Annotated in this window: 18 protein-coding genes; 6 read left to right on the plus strand and 12 right to left on the minus strand. The window is 38.8% G+C overall.

Translation table 11 applies throughout. The features are described from left to right. Positions 1-42: 42 nt before the first annotated feature. The 10 genes from tolA to HX129_RS11280 form a co-directional block, all read right to left on the minus strand. Positions 43-1551, minus strand: a complete 1509-nt coding sequence (tolA, locus tag HX129_RS11235; RefSeq protein ID WP_286434092.1) for a cell envelope integrity protein TolA — start codon at positions 1549-1551, stop codon at positions 43-45. A gap of 3 nt (positions 1552-1554) precedes the next feature. Next, positions 1555-2004 carry a protein TolR gene (gene tolR, locus HX129_RS11240; protein ID WP_107007768.1) on the minus strand — a complete coding sequence of 150 codons (450 nt, stop codon included), beginning with the start codon at positions 2002-2004 and terminating at the stop codon, positions 1555-1557. Beyond that, positions 2004-2702, minus strand: coding sequence for a protein TolQ (tolQ, locus tag HX129_RS11245; RefSeq protein ID WP_130073099.1), 699 nt, complete (start codon positions 2700-2702; stop codon positions 2004-2006). The genes tolR and tolQ overlap by 1 nt, the downstream gene beginning before the upstream one ends. A 26-nt stretch (positions 2703-2728) precedes the next feature. Then, positions 2729-3136: a tol-pal system-associated acyl-CoA thioesterase gene (gene ybgC / locus HX129_RS11250; RefSeq protein WP_130073100.1), complete on the minus strand. Its 408-nt coding sequence runs from the start codon at positions 3134-3136 to the stop codon at positions 2729-2731. 453 nt (positions 3137-3589) lie between these two features. Then, on the minus strand, positions 3590-3850 hold the full coding sequence (locus HX129_RS11255) for a hypothetical protein (RefSeq protein ID WP_130073101.1): 261 nt from the start codon (positions 3848-3850) through the stop codon (positions 3590-3592). Positions 3851-4098: 248 nt separating this feature from the next. Further along, positions 4099-5103 carry a Holliday junction branch migration DNA helicase RuvB gene (gene ruvB / locus HX129_RS11260; protein ID WP_130073102.1) on the minus strand — a complete coding sequence of 335 codons (1005 nt, stop codon included), beginning with the start codon at positions 5101-5103 and terminating at the stop codon, positions 4099-4101. A 45-nt stretch (positions 5104-5148) separates the two neighbouring features. After that, positions 5149-5751, minus strand: coding sequence for a Holliday junction branch migration protein RuvA (gene ruvA / locus HX129_RS11265; RefSeq protein ID WP_286434095.1), 603 nt, complete (start codon positions 5749-5751; stop codon positions 5149-5151). Between the two features lie 77 nt (positions 5752-5828). Next, entirely contained in the window at positions 5829-6329 is a 501-nt protein-coding gene (locus HX129_RS11270; protein WP_130073104.1) for a hypothetical protein, read from the minus strand. A gap of 35 nt (positions 6330-6364) precedes the next feature. Beyond that, entirely contained in the window at positions 6365-7705 is a 1341-nt protein-coding gene (locus HX129_RS11275) for a deoxyguanosinetriphosphate triphosphohydrolase (protein WP_286434097.1), read from the minus strand. Positions 7706-7821: 116 nt separating this feature from the next. Beyond that, positions 7822-8292: a hypothetical protein gene (locus HX129_RS11280; RefSeq protein ID WP_286434099.1), complete on the minus strand. Its 471-nt coding sequence runs from the start codon at positions 8290-8292 to the stop codon at positions 7822-7824. Positions 8293-8634: 342 nt separating this feature from the next. Here HX129_RS11280 and HX129_RS11285 point away from each other — a divergent pair, with 342 nt between their 5' ends. Beyond that, positions 8635-9222, plus strand: coding sequence for a hypothetical protein (locus tag HX129_RS11285; RefSeq protein WP_286434101.1), 588 nt, complete (start codon positions 8635-8637; stop codon positions 9220-9222). Positions 9223-9304: 82 nt separating this feature from the next. Here HX129_RS11285 and ybiA read toward each other — a convergent pair whose 3' ends face one another. Continuing rightward, a complete protein-coding gene (gene ybiA, locus HX129_RS11290) occupies positions 9305-9742 on the minus strand; it encodes a riboflavin biosynthesis intermediates N-glycosidase (RefSeq protein ID WP_286434103.1) in 438 nt (145 codons plus the stop codon). Positions 9743-10094: 352 nt separating this feature from the next. On the opposite strand from ybiA, the gene purL reads away from it, so the two are divergent. From purL to HX129_RS11315, 5 genes are all read left to right on the plus strand, one after another. Continuing rightward, positions 10095-13931 carry a phosphoribosylformylglycinamidine synthase gene (purL, locus tag HX129_RS11295; RefSeq protein WP_286434105.1) on the plus strand — a complete coding sequence of 1279 codons (3837 nt, stop codon included), beginning with the start codon at positions 10095-10097 and terminating at the stop codon, positions 13929-13931. A gap of 71 nt (positions 13932-14002) precedes the next feature. Next, a complete protein-coding gene (locus HX129_RS11300; protein ID WP_286434107.1) occupies positions 14003-14464 on the plus strand; it encodes a hypothetical protein in 462 nt (153 codons plus the stop codon). 164 nt (positions 14465-14628) lie between these two features. Next, positions 14629-14754 carry a KGW motif small protein gene (locus tag HX129_RS11305; RefSeq protein ID WP_286434109.1) on the plus strand — a complete coding sequence of 42 codons (126 nt, stop codon included), beginning with the start codon at positions 14629-14631 and terminating at the stop codon, positions 14752-14754. Positions 14755-14832: 78 nt separating this feature from the next. Then, positions 14833-15330, plus strand: a complete 498-nt coding sequence (locus tag HX129_RS11310; RefSeq protein ID WP_286434111.1) for a hypothetical protein — start codon at positions 14833-14835, stop codon at positions 15328-15330. Between the two features lie 3 nt (positions 15331-15333). Then, positions 15334-15777, plus strand: a complete 444-nt coding sequence (locus HX129_RS11315) for an Ig-like domain-containing protein (protein WP_286436194.1) — start codon at positions 15334-15336, stop codon at positions 15775-15777. A 36-nt stretch (positions 15778-15813) separates the two neighbouring features. Here HX129_RS11315 and gltP read toward each other — a convergent pair whose 3' ends face one another. Then, positions 15814-17103, minus strand: coding sequence for a glutamate/aspartate:proton symporter GltP (gene gltP, locus HX129_RS11320; RefSeq protein ID WP_130073111.1), 1290 nt, complete (start codon positions 17101-17103; stop codon positions 15814-15816). Between the last annotated feature and the right edge of the window lie 101 nt (positions 17104-17204).

Below are 17204 nucleotides of genomic sequence, written 5' to 3' on the forward strand. Positions count from 1 at the left end.
TACTAAAAAGAAACCCTGCCGAAACAGGGCTTAATTTCTAAATCATTTTGTTGATGTAAATGTTGATGTAATAACTAAAGCTTCTCTTCTTGCATCAGGGTCTGAAGGCATAGGGAATGGTGCAGCATTATTGATAGCTGATTTAATACTAGCGTCTAATACTTCATCACCACTAGATGAAGTGATGACTATGGATTTAACAGAACCTGATTCAGACAAGGTAAAACGGACTGAAACCCTTTTACCAGTAGTATTATTTGGAACTCTCCATGCTGACTGAACTCTATTTGTAAAATCACGTTTTGCAGAAGAAGCAATTTTTTTCGCTTCAGCACGTTTAGCTGCAGCTTCTTCTTTGGCTTTTTGGGCAGAAGATGCTTTTGCTTCAGCAGCAGCTTTTTCTTTGGCGTCTGCATCTGCTTTACGTTTTGCCTCTGCGTCAGCTTTGGCTTTTTCATTTGCCTCTTGTTTAGCTTTTGCAGCAGCGTCAGCTTTGGCTTGGCGTGCTTTTTCGGCAGCCTCTTGTTTGGCTTTTGCAGCAGCATCGGCTTTGGCTTGACGCGCTTTTTCGGCAGCGTCTTGTTTGGCTTTTGCAGCAGCATCGGCTTTGGCTTGACGTGCTTTTTCGGCAGCCTCTTGTTTAGCTTTTGCAGCAGCATCTGCTTTGGCTTGACGCGCTTTTTCGGCAGCCTCTTGTTTGGCTTTTGCCGCAGCATCGGCTTTGGCTTGACGCGCTTTTTCGGCAGCCTCTTGTTTAGCTTTTGCAGCAGCATCGGCTTTGGCTTGACGTGCTTTTTCGGCAGCATCTTGCTTGGCTTTTGCAGCTTGCGCAGCCTTTTCTTGTGCTAATTTTGCTGCACGATCTTGACGTGCTTTTTCAGCAGCATCGGCTTTGGCTTTTTCATTTGCCGCTTGTTTAGCCTTTGCAGCAGCATCAGCTTTAGCCTGACGTGCTTTCTCATTGGCTTCTGCTTTGGCTTTTTCCGCAGCTTCACGTTTGGCAGCGGCGGCAGCTTCTGCTTTAGCTTTGGCATTTGCTTCAGCCTTCGCACGTTCAGCTTCATTTTTTGCTTGGCGAATTTTTTCATTCGCCTCTTGCCGTGCTTTTTCAGCTTCAGCAGCCTTTAAGCGTGCGGTTTCAACGGCTTTGGCTTGTGCTTTTGCTGCATCTGCTGCCGCTTTTTGTTCAGCTTCAGCGGCTTTTGCCTCCGCTGCTGCTTTTTGCATGTCAACTTTAGGTGTTGGTGTGGGAAGAGGTGGAGATGTAATTGGAATATTGGGTGCATCCACGACAGGTTCCGCAGTTTGCTGTATATTTTCAGTAATATGCGTGTCTGCTGTTTCAACTGAATCTGAGATTTCTAAAGGTTCAGCTTCTAGCGGTGGGATGTCTTCAGGTTTGACCAATACAGTTTTGATCTGCTTTGGTGGTTCAAGTGGTTTACTCATGCCAAGAAAAAGTAAGCCAACAATTGCCACCACATGGACACCAAGGGTAAATCCAAGTGCAATCGCAGTTTCTTTCGATTGTGGCTGATTAAAATCTTTCATAACTTACTTTAATGGCTCTGTGAGTAACCCAACTTGATTGAGTCCAGCTTCTTGTAATGCAGACATCAGGCTCATAACATCGCCATAAGGGCGAGATTTATCACCATTGACTAAAACACTAAATTTTTGTTGTTTCGTTTCTGAGTCAGTTTGTGCTTGGGTTAAAATTTCTTTTAATTGCTCCAAAGACAATGACTCATTTTTATGTGTATCATCTTTGAGTAAGTATTGCCCGTCTTTATCTAAAGTAACAATGGCTAGCGTTTCTTTGGACTCAATAGGTGTACTGTTCGCTTGAGGTAAATCAACATCAATTCCTGTGGTGATCATGGGTGCTGTGACCATAAAAATCACCAAAAGAACTAACATGACATCAATATAAGGAACGACATTCATATCGCTCTTTAACGGTTTTTTGACGCGCTCAAAGCGTCCCGAACGTTGAATTGCCATTAGTCATTTTCCTGTGTTGAACCCACAGACTGACGTTGTAATAGCGCCACCATTTCTTCAGCAAATAATGCACGATCAGAATAGATTTCCTCACCTTTGGCTGTGTAATGGTTAAATGCCAAAACTGCAGGAATTGCTGCAAAAAGACCAATTGCAGTTGCAATTAAAGCTTCAGCGATACCAGGTGCAACGGTTGCTAAAGTCACTTGATCGACTTGTGCAAGACCAATAAAGGCATTCATAATTCCCCAAACGGTACCAAATAAGCCAACATAAGGTGCAACAGAACCAATACTGGCTAAAGCACTTAAGCCTTGTTCTAAGCGACCTTGATCACGGCTTAAACCGACACGTAAAATTCGTTCAGTTCCTTCAATCATTGGAGCTGTGTCTGCATGGCGTTTTTTTAATTTTAAAAATTCACTGAGACCTTGATAGAAAATATCTTCTAAACCATCACGCTTAGAGTTAAGTTGAGCATTGTTATATAAGGTGTTTAGTTCTGCACCAGACCAGAAGATTTTTTGAAAATGATCATCGCCTTGGCGGGCTTTTTTATAGCCCATATGTAACTTGGCAATGAGATACCAACTAAATAAAGACGCGAGTACCAAAACCAGCATGACCAGTTGTACCACAGGACTTGCTTGTAAAATTAAATCAGAAACGTGAAGAGAAGATTCGAGTTGAGTTGCCATAGTTACATGTGCCAAGTAAATTTTTTTTATTCGTGAGCCAATTCTTTTTGAATCAACTCGCGGATTTCATCAGGAATACGACGAGGTTTCATTGCTGTACTTAGACATGCTAATTCTACCTCACCAGAAGCAAGCATGATTTCACCACGATAAATATTTTGTTGCAATACAAAAGACGTTGCTTTACACGAAACTACACGAGCTGTAACAGTAATTAAATCATCCATGAGGATCGGGCGCATATATTTCACATTTATTTTATGCACCACAAAGTGATAGTCTTTTTGATGCCAATAATGATCAATGCCTGATGCCCGTAGCCATTCAGTACGGGTACGTTCCATAAAGCGGATATGATTGGCATGGTATACGATCCCACCTGCATCAGTGTCTTCAATATATACACGGATTTGAAACTCAAATTTGTTTGCCATGACCATTTCCAATTTATACATTTACAATGAAATAAGCATTTGCATTTTGATGTAGTTTAATTGATTGAAAACTATACAAAACGAAGTGCTACAATGGTTTGCAGTTTAGCATTCTGATTTTATTGTCCAATGGCACAAGATTTCAATGCTTAAAAAAATTCTCATTTGTACGATGTTCAGCCAAATATAAAATTTGGAGGATTATTTTTATTTAGGGGTGTTGGATGTTAATAGATGCAATGTATTGCCGATGTACCATAGCAGATTCTGACGTATTTCTATGCAACAATTATATTTTGTTTTATGTATATAAATCAGTATAGAAGAATCAACCTATACCTAAAAATGCATCATTGTTAAGTCATGAAAATAAGCAGTTAAAAAAAGAATATACGATGCATATGGTCTGCTTCGTATATTCTTTTTAGGTGAGTAAATGGTGTTAAATATAAATTAACCTAATGATTTCGAAGATAAATATTTTTCTGCATACTCATTGGTTAAGCGTTCTTTTTCAGATTCCGATAAATGTGGATTATTTAAAATTTTATTGATTTCAATATCAAACTCAAGCAAATCATCTGCAATTGATTGTTGAGGAGGAATAGGCGTTGCTTCTAGATGAATTTGATTTGAACGATGATAACGGTAAAATAAAAAAACAAAAATAAAAAAACTAATAGAAATAATCACGATTATTGGAAAGTTTAGCATGTGTATGCTCCTTTTTTATATTTGTGCAAGACTATTTGGAAATTTGATTTAAAAGATTGTTAATTATAATTTAATAAATAGGTGAAGTGTTATTTTTTTGTAAGAAAATGACGACTAGCTGAATGAACTACACTTTATTTTTTAATAAAAAAGCATTAATACATTTAAATGCTAATGTTACATAGATTTTATAGTCTTAAAAACTGAAGAAGCCTGTATACAGGCTTCCGATGACAGATTTGATATTATCAGTTCTTGGGTTCAGGTGGTGTCAGACCAAACTGCAAATAGGCTTGATTGGTGGCAATCCGTCCACGTGCAGTACGCATGACATAACCTTGTTGAATCAAATAAGGTTCAATCACGTCTTCCAAGGTTCCAGAGTCTTCCGCCATAGCGGCAGCTAAAGCTTCTACACCCGCAGGACCGCCATCGAAACGTTCCAATAACATACTTAAATAACGACGATCCAATGTGTCTAAACCATCTTTATCGACATTGAGCATATCTAAAGCGCGTTGCGCCATTTCCTGTGTGACTTCGCCTGTACCTTTGACTTGTGCGTAGTCACGGACACGACGTAATAAGCGATTTGCAATACGAGGTGTACCCCGTGCACGACGAGCAATTTCTTTTGCACCATCGGAAGTTGTAGGTACATCCATAAGAGAGGCAGAACGTGAAACAATATGGGTCAGATCTTCAACCGAATAAAACTCAAGTCGTTGCACAATACCGAAACGATCACGTAAAGGCGAAGTCAGTAAACCTGCTCGTGTTGTTGCAGCAACGAGGGTAAATGGTGGTAAATCCAGTTTGATGGAGCGTGCCGCAGGACCTTCACCAATCATGATATCGAGTTGGTAGTCTTCCATCGCAGGATAGAGAATTTCCTCAATGACAGGGGATAGGCGGTGAATTTCGTCAATAAAGAGTACATCACCTTCTTCGAGATTGGTCAGCATGGCTGCCAAATCACCCGCACGCTCCAATACAGGACCCGAAGTGGATTTCAGATTTCCTCCCATTTCACGGGCAATAATATTGGCGAGTGTGGTTTTACCTAAACCCGGTGGTCCAAAAATTAAGGTGTGATCAAGGGCTTCGCCTCGTCCGCGCGCTGCACCAATAAAAATTTCCATTTGCTCACGCACCACAGGCTGACCAATATAGTCATCGAGTGAAGTTGGACGAATGGCGCGATCAAAATGATCTTCGGGTTTTTCAGAACCACTGATTAAACGGTCTTGCATTGGATGATTAATCTAACTCTTTATCTTTAATGTATCAGGATTGACTTATTTATTCATTGACTTCAAAGCGGCACGGATGATATCGCTTGCTTCAGTAAAATCACCTTTGGCAGCATTAACCAGCTTTTGTGCTTCCGCAGGTTTATAACCCAAAGATTGTAAAGCGGCTTCGGCTTCTGCAACAGCAGAGTTGCCTGTAAATTGAATTTGTGTGGTACTTGTACCGCTTGCCACAGCACCTGTAGAAAATGCTTTAAAACGATCACGTAGCTCGATCATTAAGCGTTCAGCAGTTTTTGCACCAACACCCGGAACTTTAACCAAGGTTTTAACATCGCCATTTTCAACAGTATGAACGAGCATTTCCACACTTAAAGTTGAAAGAATACCTAAAGCCATTTTAGGACCAACGCCATTTACTTTTAACAAAGTACGGAAAATGATTTTCTCTTGTTGATTTAAAAAACCATAAAGAAGTTGTGCATCTTCACGGACGGCTAAATGTGTCCATAATGTGACTTTTTGCCCTTTTTGCAGTTGGCAAAAAGTCGAAAGTGGCGTGTCGATTTCATAGCCAACACCATTTACATTTAAAAGTACAGTAGGTGCTTCTAAAGCGAGGACTTCGCCAATAAGACATCCGATCATTGCATGTGTTCACTTATTTTGTTCATGGTTGAATACTAGTTGCCATTTGCTCTAAACGCAAAAAAATCATTGCTAATTTACAGACAAACACTTTTTTCAGATTTAAATTCTATATACCAACTATTTGCAGTTTTGATGTTGGGTCGGTAAATGCAGCTCAGGGTATGGTTTTTTTCTTGAATAAAAATCATGATTCCAACATTCTTTTTTTCAACCCAACCATTTTTCTTGAATTTAGGAATATAAATTTGTTCAAATTCTATGATGCTGAGTTCATTTTGAGGAATAGTAATTTTCAATGTATGGTTTTTACCATGTGGACCTCCTAGTGATAATGAGAAATTTACGTTATTAGGAGTATGAATAAACTTTGGAAAAATACTTAGTGCCTCGTTATATAATGTAAGAAAAATATCAGGCTTACCCTTTAAAATTTGTTCGATTGTTTGATCTACTACAGGTTGTTTATTCTCAGATTTTATATGCACTAATAAATAGAATGTACCAAAACATATAGAAAAAACTAAAGCAAATGGCAAAAGATAATAAACAAAAGGCGGAAGTTTTCGTTCATTCATTTAATCATATCCGAGATATTGAGTTTTCAATCGAATTAAAAGAACCCAACCTTATTGCCTTGTAGTTCTTGAGCCAAATTATACGCTTGATGATCTGAAAACTTACTCACAATATCCAAAACTTGCATAATATTGTCATAATGATCATCACTAAAACGAGCACCAAAACGTTCTAAAATAGACATCAAACGTCCATCTTTAAAACTCAAAGTCTTATTTGGTGTAGTGAGTGGGATAAAGGCATCTAAAATATGTTGCAAACTTTGATGGGCAATAATTTCTAAACCCGACTTTTGCGGATGTTCAAAGATTTTTTCACGTGCTAAATTCTTTGCTTTTTCAATCCCAATTTCAATATCTTCAGCACAATACTGCAATAACGAACCTTTGAGCTGCCCTGAGAGGATTTGGAAATGGTTTTTAGCAAAAGCCGTGGTTACTTCATCAACTAAGCGTTTCATGACACGTCCACGCAAAGCCGCAATTTTTTGTTGCCATGTGGTGTAGGGCATACTCAGTTCGGCAGGCACACCATAATCACCCAACAAATTGAGGAAAATTGGTTCAACTTCTTCATAAGACAACATATTTAAAATAATGCCATCTTCAAGGTCAATGAGGGCATAACAAATATCATCAGCCGCTTCTAACAAATACGTCAGCGGATGACGACACCATTGATATTCACCGAGTTGAATCAAACCGAGTTGATCTGCAATCTGCTTTAAAATTTCTTTTTCTGCTTGGTAGCAACCAAATTTAGCTCGTTTGTTGGCAGGTGTATTGCCTTGTGACTCGATGGTCTTAGATAGCCAAGGGTATTTTAAGTAAGCCCCTAAGGTTGCGTAAGTCAAACGCATACCCCCATCGTTGGGATGGTAATCAATTTTAGTGAGTAAACGTAGACCTTGCGCATTACCTTCAAACTGACGCACATCGGCTTGTTGCTCAGGGCTTAAATCTTTTAAAAAATCGGTATGTGATGCGTCATCAAACCATTCTCGGATTGCGTATTCGCCCGCATGTCCAAAAGGTGGATTGCCAATATCATGCGCTAAACATGCTGCTTGGATGATTGCACCAACATCGGCAGGGGAAATCCAAACAGGCAGTTCATCTTTGATTTTTTCTGCCGCAAGCATGCCGAGTGAACGACCAATACATGATACTTCTAAGGAATGCGTAAGTCGTGTATGAATGCCATCGTGTTGCGTGAGTGGATGAACCTGAGTTTTACGATTCAGTTGTCGAAAACTTTGAGAAAATATAATGCGATCATAGTCTTTATGAAATGGGCTACGTGCCTGTTCTGTACTTTGTTTTTTGCTACCTAAACGAACTGTTGAAAGCAGTTCTAACCAACGCATTTGAGTCATTTATCATTATTCATTAATTACTTGTTTGCATCATGCCAAATTTACGGTGAATGTACTAGGGTAGTCGTTGGGTTGTGCGACATAATTTGTCTTTTAGGCTTAAATAAAATTTAAATTTAAGGGGATGGTGTTACATGCCCAAAGAGATAATCAAAAGGGCTACATTCTAAAAGTACGAACGTGTCTATAGAGGGTAATGTGTGTTGCTGATATTGAGGGTCAAGCAGAAAGAACGTGACTAAATAACAAAACTCGTCCATAAAGGCAAAAAGATGTTGTTGAAATTGCAAGGTATTCACACGTAGGCAAGGTAAACTGCCTGAAAAATATAAAATGCTCTGAGTCGTTTTCAAAATGCTAAAATGATGATGTTGAATCAATTGTTGTACAACATCATGATCAATAGGGACATTACATGGGAATTCAATTTTTTGTGCAGATGCGCAAGATGAAAAATCCAGTTGAGCTTGCGATCCTCGCCATAAGGGCTCAAGTAAAGTATTGATGTGCGTAGTCACTTCGAATGGAAGGGCTTGATGGTCGATGTGATGGCTGTTTAGAAAGTCTAGTATGTCGTTGTATAACATGATTATCCCAATGTATTGAATGTTTGCTGATGGGGTGCTTTGAAGTGGTGTTGGTATTCTTATGCGTATAAATAGCTTGCCTCACCAATTTTGACCACTGCCATCTTCATTACAGCAAAGGTCGCTTTACGAATTTTTTCCTGATAGGCTGAATCAGTAGTTTTTTGTACTTGGAAGCAATGTTCTGTGCTATATCATATTTTTTCATCAAGATGAATGGGGACGCAGGTAAAATTGGAAAATGCTCCAAAATCTATCTATCCTCGATAGCAATAAAAATAAAGGCGTTGAGTTGCATAGCATATTCCAATATTCAGATTAAAAAAGAGTAGGAGAGATAGGATGTCAGATGGGCAAGATCCTCATCAGCAATTTCCTGAAGATGATGGCAATATTGTGGATGAGTTAAAAGCACAATTCTTTGCTTTTGCGATCTATGGACTGATTGCATTGTTCTTTTATGGGTTTGTACAATTTTTAGCATCTTTCGAGCCAAAAGTACGCTTAAAATACGATGATATTCCTGTCGAACAGCGTTTAGAACAATTACCCCCACGTTTTTCTTATTTTTATCAGCAAGCACAATTGGGTTTTAGTACCGCTTTACCAACCATAAAGTATTGGGATTTTAGATGGCAACATCAAAAGATGTCATACAAGTTATTTCAGTTTAGTATCGCTGAGCAAAATATGACAGAACAACAGTTTATGCAGAACATAATGCCTCGTTTGATTGCACAAGGTTGGACATTGTTGACACCGCCTTATGAGGAAGAAGTTCATCTTGCACCTGCTGATTTTATATTTTTAGATACAGAACATAATCGTCTATTTGTGACGAAGCCTATGCATAACAAAGAAAATCCACAGTATTGGCAAGTCTCTTTTGTGGAAAATTCAGGGATTTATGAGTATCTAGCACCTGTTTAAAGCGCAAAATAAATTTTCATGCAGATGACGATGAACGTAAGCGACGCTTTGATCCTTATCTGTTGGTTGTTCTATATACAATTTAAGGCGCAATTTCCTTGCGCACTTGCATCAGTAAAAGACCTAACCAATTTTTACCTTTGCCATCACCACCATCGCCCCAATAAGCATCATTTTCTGTATGCTCAATCAGCTTTGCCTCACCTGTAGAAATTAACAAATTTTTTAAATCTTCATGTTGAGTAAATTTAGCAATCAGGGCTTTTTTCATCACATTATTTTTTATAGATTCCCAATCGTTGCGAAGCTTTTGTTTACGGTCACGTCCTAGACGTGCTGCAATCATCGGAGATCTTTCCGCACGAATTTTTTCTTGATATTGTGGATCAGCAAATTTCTGTGCTTGAAAATAGTGTTCAGTGGTGTGCCATATTTTTCCATCAAGTTTGATCGGAAAATGTGCAAAGTTGGAAAACTCGCCAAATTCATCTTGTGTGCTATAAAACTTAATTTTGGTCATAGTCATTTCAATTTTTGTTGTGATTTAATAGGTGTTATAGTGACACTATATGGGTTGAAATGCAAATTAAAAAGAATAAAGTAGCTAGATGGCAACGATTTATTAAAGAAGTGACTGAGGGAAAATAAATATAATAAACTGAAAAATGGGCTTATCGTTCTATATTAATCAATTGTTACTAATCATGTTTGAACTTGAAAGTCAAAGTAAATAGCGCATTTTAAATAAAGAAAACTTAATTTTTTAAGCTGTAGATGACTAGCTGAAAATGCGCTTTCACAGTAGAATATGCGCTCTCTTCAAGTCACATTGCGGTGGGTTGTCTAAACCTGCCCGTGGAGCCAAAAACAGCATGTTTATCATTGCCGGTGCACCCGCACATTCTTCTTTTAAGCAAACACAACTATTAACACGTTTATCGTCTATCAGTTCTGTTCAATCAATAGAAAGCCAATGGGTCTATCTGTTTGACCAAGCGCTCAGCGAGCAGCAACAGCAATCTGCATTACAGCTTTTAAATGACGGCGTTTCATTTGACGTTCGCCAAGCTGTAAGTGATGAAGTGCAAATTTTAGTGACACCTCGTGTCGGTACGATTTCGCCATGGTCATCAAAGGCAACTGATATTTTTGCCAACTGTAATACGCCTGTACACCGCTTAGAACGCGGTGTTTTGTTTACTTTAAAGGGTATTTCTGAAGTATCAGATGCAGTTAAGCAAGTTCTACATGACCGTATGACTGAAAGTGTTTTCAATCAAATTGATGACGCAACTGCATTATTCTCAGAAACTGAACCAAAACCGTTAAATGCCATTGATATTCTCGGTCAAGGTAAAGATGCATTATTAAAAGCCAATTCTGAGTTTGGTTTTGCTTTATCTGATGAAGAAATTGACTACTTAGTTGCTGCATTTAATAAATTGGGTCGTAACCCACACGACATCGAACTGATGATGTTTGCTCAAGCGAACTCTGAACATTGCCGTCATAAAATTTTTGGTTCTGAATGGACAATTGATGGTGAAGTTCAACCATTGTCCTTGTTCCAAATGATTAAAAATACGTATAAAGAATCACCTACAGATGTCTTGTCAGCGTATAAAGATAATGCTTCTGTGATCGTAGGTTTTGATACACAACGTTTCTATCCGAAAAAAGATGAAGCGACAGGTCACCACGTTTATAAATATAAAAGCCAAGCGGCTCACATTTTGATGAAAGTGGAAACCCATAACCATCCGACCGCGATTGCGCCATTTGCAGGTGCAGCAACAGGTTCAGGTGGTGAAATTCGTGATGAAGGTGCAACAGGTCGTGGTGGTAAACCAAAAGCTGGTTTAACAGGCTTTACTGTGTCTAACTTAAATATTCCGGGCTTTGAACAGCCTTGGGAAGAAAACTACGGCAAACCATCTCGTATGGCTTCACCTTTACAGATCATGATTGATGGTCCTTTAGGTGGTGCAGCATTTAACAACGAATTTGGTCGTCCTGCGCTCAACGGTTACTTCCGTACTTTTGAACAAAATGTCAATGGCGATGTAAAAGGTTTCCATAAACCAATCATGATCGCAGGTGGTTACGGGAATATCCGTCCTGATCACGTTGAAAAAGATGCCATTCAACCGGGTGATTTACTGATTGTACTCGGTGGTCCTGCAATGCTCATCGGTTTAGGCGGTGGTGCAGCGTCTTCTGTAGACAGCGGTAAACTCGGTGAAAACCTTGATTTCGCATCTGTACAACGTGAAAACCCTGAAATGGAACGCCGTTGCCAAGAAGTGATCGATGCATGTTGGAGAATGGAAGACTTTAACCCAATCGTATCTGTACATGATGTCGGTGCGGGCGGTATTTCCAATGCAATGCCTGAACTCGTAAATGATCACGAACTTGGTGCAATCCTTGACTTGCGTAAGATTCCGTCTTTAGAGCCGGGTATGTCGCCAATGGAAATCTGGTCAAACGAAGCACAAGAGCGTTATGTATTGGCGATTCGTCCAAGCTCTTTAGAATTGTTTGAATCATTATGTGCACGTGAACGTTGTCCGTTTGCTGTATTAGGTGAAGCAACTGAAGCACGTCAGTTGACTGTCAATGATCCATTGTTTGACAACAAAGCTGTGGATATGCCAATGCAAGTGATGCTTGGTGGTACACCGCGCATGAGCCGTTCATATGAAACCATTGAGCGTAAAGGTGATGACTTCACTGCTGCGAAAGTAGTGGATTTAAAAGACGCAATTTTCCGTGTTTTGAAAAATCCAACAGTGGCTTCTAAATCATTTCTCATCACCATCGGTGACCGTTCAATCACAGGTATGGTTGCACGTGACCAAATGGTGGGTCGTTGGCAAGTTCCTGTTGCCGATGCAGCAGTGACAACCACAAGCTTACAAGGCTACACAGGTGAAGCGATGGCAATGGGTGAACGTCCACCTGTCGCATTGTTAAATCCTGCTGCTTCTGCACGTTTATCGGTTGCAGAATCGATTTCAAATATCATGTCTGCAAAAATCGACCAAATCAGTGACATTAAATTGTCTGCAAACTGGATGGCGGCTGCAGGTCAGCAAGGTGAAGATCAGGCACTGTTCGAAGGCGTAAAAGCCATTGGTATGGAAATGTGTCCTGCACTGGGTATTGCAATTCCTGTCGGTAAAGACTCATTGTCTATGCGTACTACGTGGAATGATGAGGGCGAAAATAAATCGGTGACTTCGCCAATGTCAGGTGTGATCACTGCATTTGCACCTGTGACTGATGTACGTAAGACATTAACACCTGAACTTAAAAATGAAGATTCAGTGCTTGTACGTATTGATTTGTCTAAAGGTCAATTCCGTTTGGGCGGTTCGATCTTGGCGCAAGTGTATAAAGCGATTGGTTCTGTGACTCCTGATGTAGATAGTTTTGATGACTTCAAAGCTTTCTTTGCATTGGTACAAGACTGGAACAATCGTGGCTTGATCAAAGCGTATCATGACATCGGTGATGGTGGTTTACTCGCAACAGTTGCTGAAATGATGTTTGCTGCACGTCTTGGTGTGGCTTTAGAAGATCAATCAACTGAAAGTCTATTTGCCGAAGAAATTGGGGCTGTATTGCAAATTTCTAAAGTGGATTGGGCTGCATTGGCAGACGAAGTTGCAGCATCTAAATTAAAAGATGCAATAGCAGTGGTGGGTACGGTTAATGATACAGACACTTTAACTGTGAATGGTTTAAGTTTAAGCCGTGCTGAGTTACAACAAGCATGGACTGAAGTTTCTCATCAAATCCAACGCTTACGTGACAACGTAGAAACGGCAGATCAAGAATACAGCCTAATTGCTAATATAGAACATAAAGGTCTGATTGCATTACCAACATTTGACTTGAACGAGCCAATCGAAGCGCCGTACATTAATGAACGTCGTCCAAACATGATGATTTTACGTGAACAAGGCGTAAATGGTCATGTGGAAATGGCAGCTGCATTTGACAAAGTGGGCTTCAACACTGTCGATGTTCACATGAGTGATTTACTTTCAGGTCGTATTGATTTAGATGACTTTGAAGGTCTAGTGGCATGTGGTGGTTTCTCTTACGGTGATGTATTGGGCGCAGGTGGCGGTTGGGCGAAATCTGTATTGTTCAATCCAAAACTACGTGATCAGTTTGAGAAATTCTTTAACCGTGACAATACCTTCTCTGTGGGTATTTGTAATGGTTGTCAAATGCTTGCACAACTTGCGCCATTAATTCCGGGTGCAGACAATTGGCCACGTTTCCGCCGTAATACTTCAGAAATGTTTGAAGCACGTGTGGTGAATGTAAAAGTTGAAAAATCTCCATCGATTCTTTTAGAAGGTATGGAAGGTTCGATTCTTCCAATCGCCGTGGCACATGGTGAAGGTCGTGCAGAAACGTCTGCTGAAAATTTTGCATCATTGAATGCAGGCAACCAAGTAATTTTACGTTATGTAGATAGCTTGGGTAATGCAACGCAACACTATCCATTGAACCCGAATGGTTCACCTGAAGCAATTTCAGGTGTAACTTCGAAAGATGGTCGTGCAACGATTATGATGCCGCACCCTGAGCGTAACTTCCGTGCAATTCAGCATTCTTGGAAACCTGAAGAATGGACTGAGGATGGTGCATGGTTACGTATGTTCCGTAATGCCCGTAAGTTTATTGGTTAATTGATCCATTCAATTTGCTATAGAAAAGCCCCGAAAGGGGCTTTTTTATGCATAATACATAGATAAAAAGGATGAATATAATAAAAATAAAGCACATGCTTTCTATTATCTTAATGTGTGGGCTATTACAAGCTTGTTATCCTGTTTATCAAACTATTCGGACTCCTGTTCAAGTTGAAGTCGTTGATGAGCAGGGAAAAGCGATCAAAAATGCAAAAGTTGTGATGGAAACCACACAGCGTCCAGCACATGTTATGCCTGTTTTTAATCGTTTATTTACAGATGCACAAGGTAAAGTTGAGTTCAAAAGACAAAGAAAATGGGCAATGGAAACTTTATTCATACATGGTTTTCAGGTCTATAGTTGGAATCTATGTATTTCAAAACAAGGTTATGAAATGCCTAAATCAATTGATTTGAAAAAGCAAAATGGAAAGTCTATACGTATTATCTTGAAACAACAAAAATTCATAAAAACTGAAGGAAATGAGTGCTTTGATGAAACGATGGATCCAACACAGATAGCTTATTAACATCGGGTATCCATTAGAGATGAATGAAGATTGAATATGTATAGGTATTTAAATTGTTACACTTCAAAACTTGGTTTATTTTTTGCTTAATTTACATTGTTTTTATATAGACAGATTTTGCTCCAAAACTTATCAATTCAGTAAAGAATGAATGAGGTGCCAAAATGATTAAAACAGTTAATGATCAAAGTATAGATCGCGTTGCATTGCGCCAACAAGGATGGAAATGGTTTGCAGTCGTTTTAGGATTGCAAATGTTAATCATCATCACTGCTTATATGTTGGCATAATTTTTTAAAATCACAAAAACCACAGATTTGTGGTTTTTTTATTGGCTATAATTTATTGAAAATTAAAAAGGTCTTTCTATGTTAAAAATAATATTGGCATTTGTATGTCTTTGGACAACGCAATTTACAACAGCGAAAGATATAAAAATTGAAAGTCTGATTAATCGCCAATCCATAAACTGTGAAATGCCCAATCCTATGATCAACTTTATAAATGATGTGAATCAGCAAAATAAAAAACATATTCAAGTAAATAAAGCTTTGCAAACAGTACAGTTGGATAAAAATAAGTATTTAGGAGTGCAGGGCTACCAACATTATAAAACTAAGAATGTAGATCAAGATGACTTTGCCGTAAATACGCAAGTGTATGGTGTAAAGCTGATTAAAATTGCGCTGCAAGGAATACGTACTGTAGAAAGTGAATCAGGTGCTTATTATTTTATTTTCGAGGGTAAACCGTCTACTGTGACGTATCACATACGTAAGGCAATGGCTAATGATTGGAATATTGAGAATACTTTAGAAGAAACACCTCAGGGGAATTCCAAGTTAGTATGTGTCTATGCAGGTTAAAGCATGAAGAATGCACTTTTATTTATCATTTTAGCGTTAGGATTGACAGCGTGTTTTCCTGTTTATAAAAAATTAAAGCCTGAATTTGAGGTGAATGTCGTTGATGAAAATGGTCAAGCAGTAGCAAATGTGCAAATTATTTTACTTACAGAGGTTCATCCTGCGATGAATACCATAGCAAAGATTCAAAAATTGACAGATGCACAAGGAGTAGCAAAATTTTCAGGACAACGAGAATGGAAACTTGAGAGTCTAATGATACATGGTTCGCAATATTATCATTGGTCGATTTGTGTGCGAAAATCAGGCTTTATCACTCAAGGTATGATAGATGCAGATCAAAGCAAGATTAAAGTTGTTTTATTGCCACAGAAAGCAGATATTTTGTTGAGTGAGAGTGAAAAAGTATTACAAGACACAGTTGATATTTTATGTGCTATAGAATAAAAAACCACCCGAAGGTGGTTTTTTTGATCTTAAAAATTAATGTGTTGCATCAAAGTTATAAGATTTTTGCTTTTCTGTATCGAACTGACCTTCCCATTTACTGATGACAAGAACAGCCAATGCATTACCAATGACGTTTAATACAGTACGTGCCATATCTAAAATACGGTCAATACCTGCAATAAATGCTAAGCCTTCAAGTGGAATACCGACACTACCAAGAGTTGCCAATAGCACAACGAAAGATACACCCGGTACACCAGCAATACCTTTAGATGTAATCATTAAGGTCAATACCAAAACAACTTGTTGAGTAAGCGTTAAATCAATACCGTAAAGCTGTGCAATAAAGATCGCAGCAATACTTTGATAAAGTGTTGAACCATCTAAGTTAAATGAATAACCGATCGGAACAACAAAACTGGTGATTGATTTCGGTGCACCATAAGCTTCCATTTTTTCCATCATACGTGGTAAAACGGTCTCAGAGCTTGCAGTTGAATACGCTAGAATCAATTCATCTTTTAAGATTTTGATAATGGTCCAAATACTGAAACCACAGAATTTTGCAACAAAACCAAGCACGATAAAGATAAAGAAGAAGATTGCACCGTAAACTAATAATGCAAGTTTAATGAGTGGGACTAAAGAACTAAAGCCAAAGTTAGCAACGGTTGCAGCGATCAAACCGAAGACACCAAATGGTGCAAACATCATGATCATGTGCGTAACTTTGAACATGGTTTCAGAAACAGCTTTCAACACATCAATTAGTGGTTGTTTGGTTTCTTTAGCCAAAGAACCTAAGCCAATACCGAATATCACAGCAAAGAAGATGATGGGCAACATATGTCCATCATTCATTGCCGCAAAAATATTAGACGGAATCAATGAAAGAACAGTATTGACCAAGCCATGGGCATGTTCACTAACTTCTTGTGTGGTCTGTTGATATTGTGAAATGTCAGAAGTCGTTAACTTCGACATATCAATCCCAGCACCAGGTTGGAAGATATTTGCTGCAACCAAACCAACGATGATGGCTACAGTGGTAATCACTTCAAAGTAGACAATGGTTTTAAAACCTAATTTACCTACACTTTTGGTATCCCCAGCATTTGCAATGCCTAAAATCAGCATAGACAGCACAAGCGGGATCACAATCATTTTAATAAGATTAATAAAAATCTTACCTAATGGTTGTAAAAAATTCGCAACAATATCATCACGTATTTCAGGAGAATTGTGCAAAAATGCCCCGACGATAACACCGAGGAAGAGCGCAATAACAATTTGCCAAGCAAGGCTAATTTTCATTTTCTTCATACTGAGCCCTTAAAATTCAGATTTTGGCGAAAAAGTAAAACTCTATGAAACACACACAAAAAAATCCCCCGACAAGAACTGTGGGAGTTGTATTTGGGAGC

It is taken from the genome of Acinetobacter sp. 251-1 (assembly GCF_030329305.1).
GTDB lineage: Bacteria > Pseudomonadota > Gammaproteobacteria > Pseudomonadales > Moraxellaceae > Acinetobacter > Acinetobacter piscicola_A.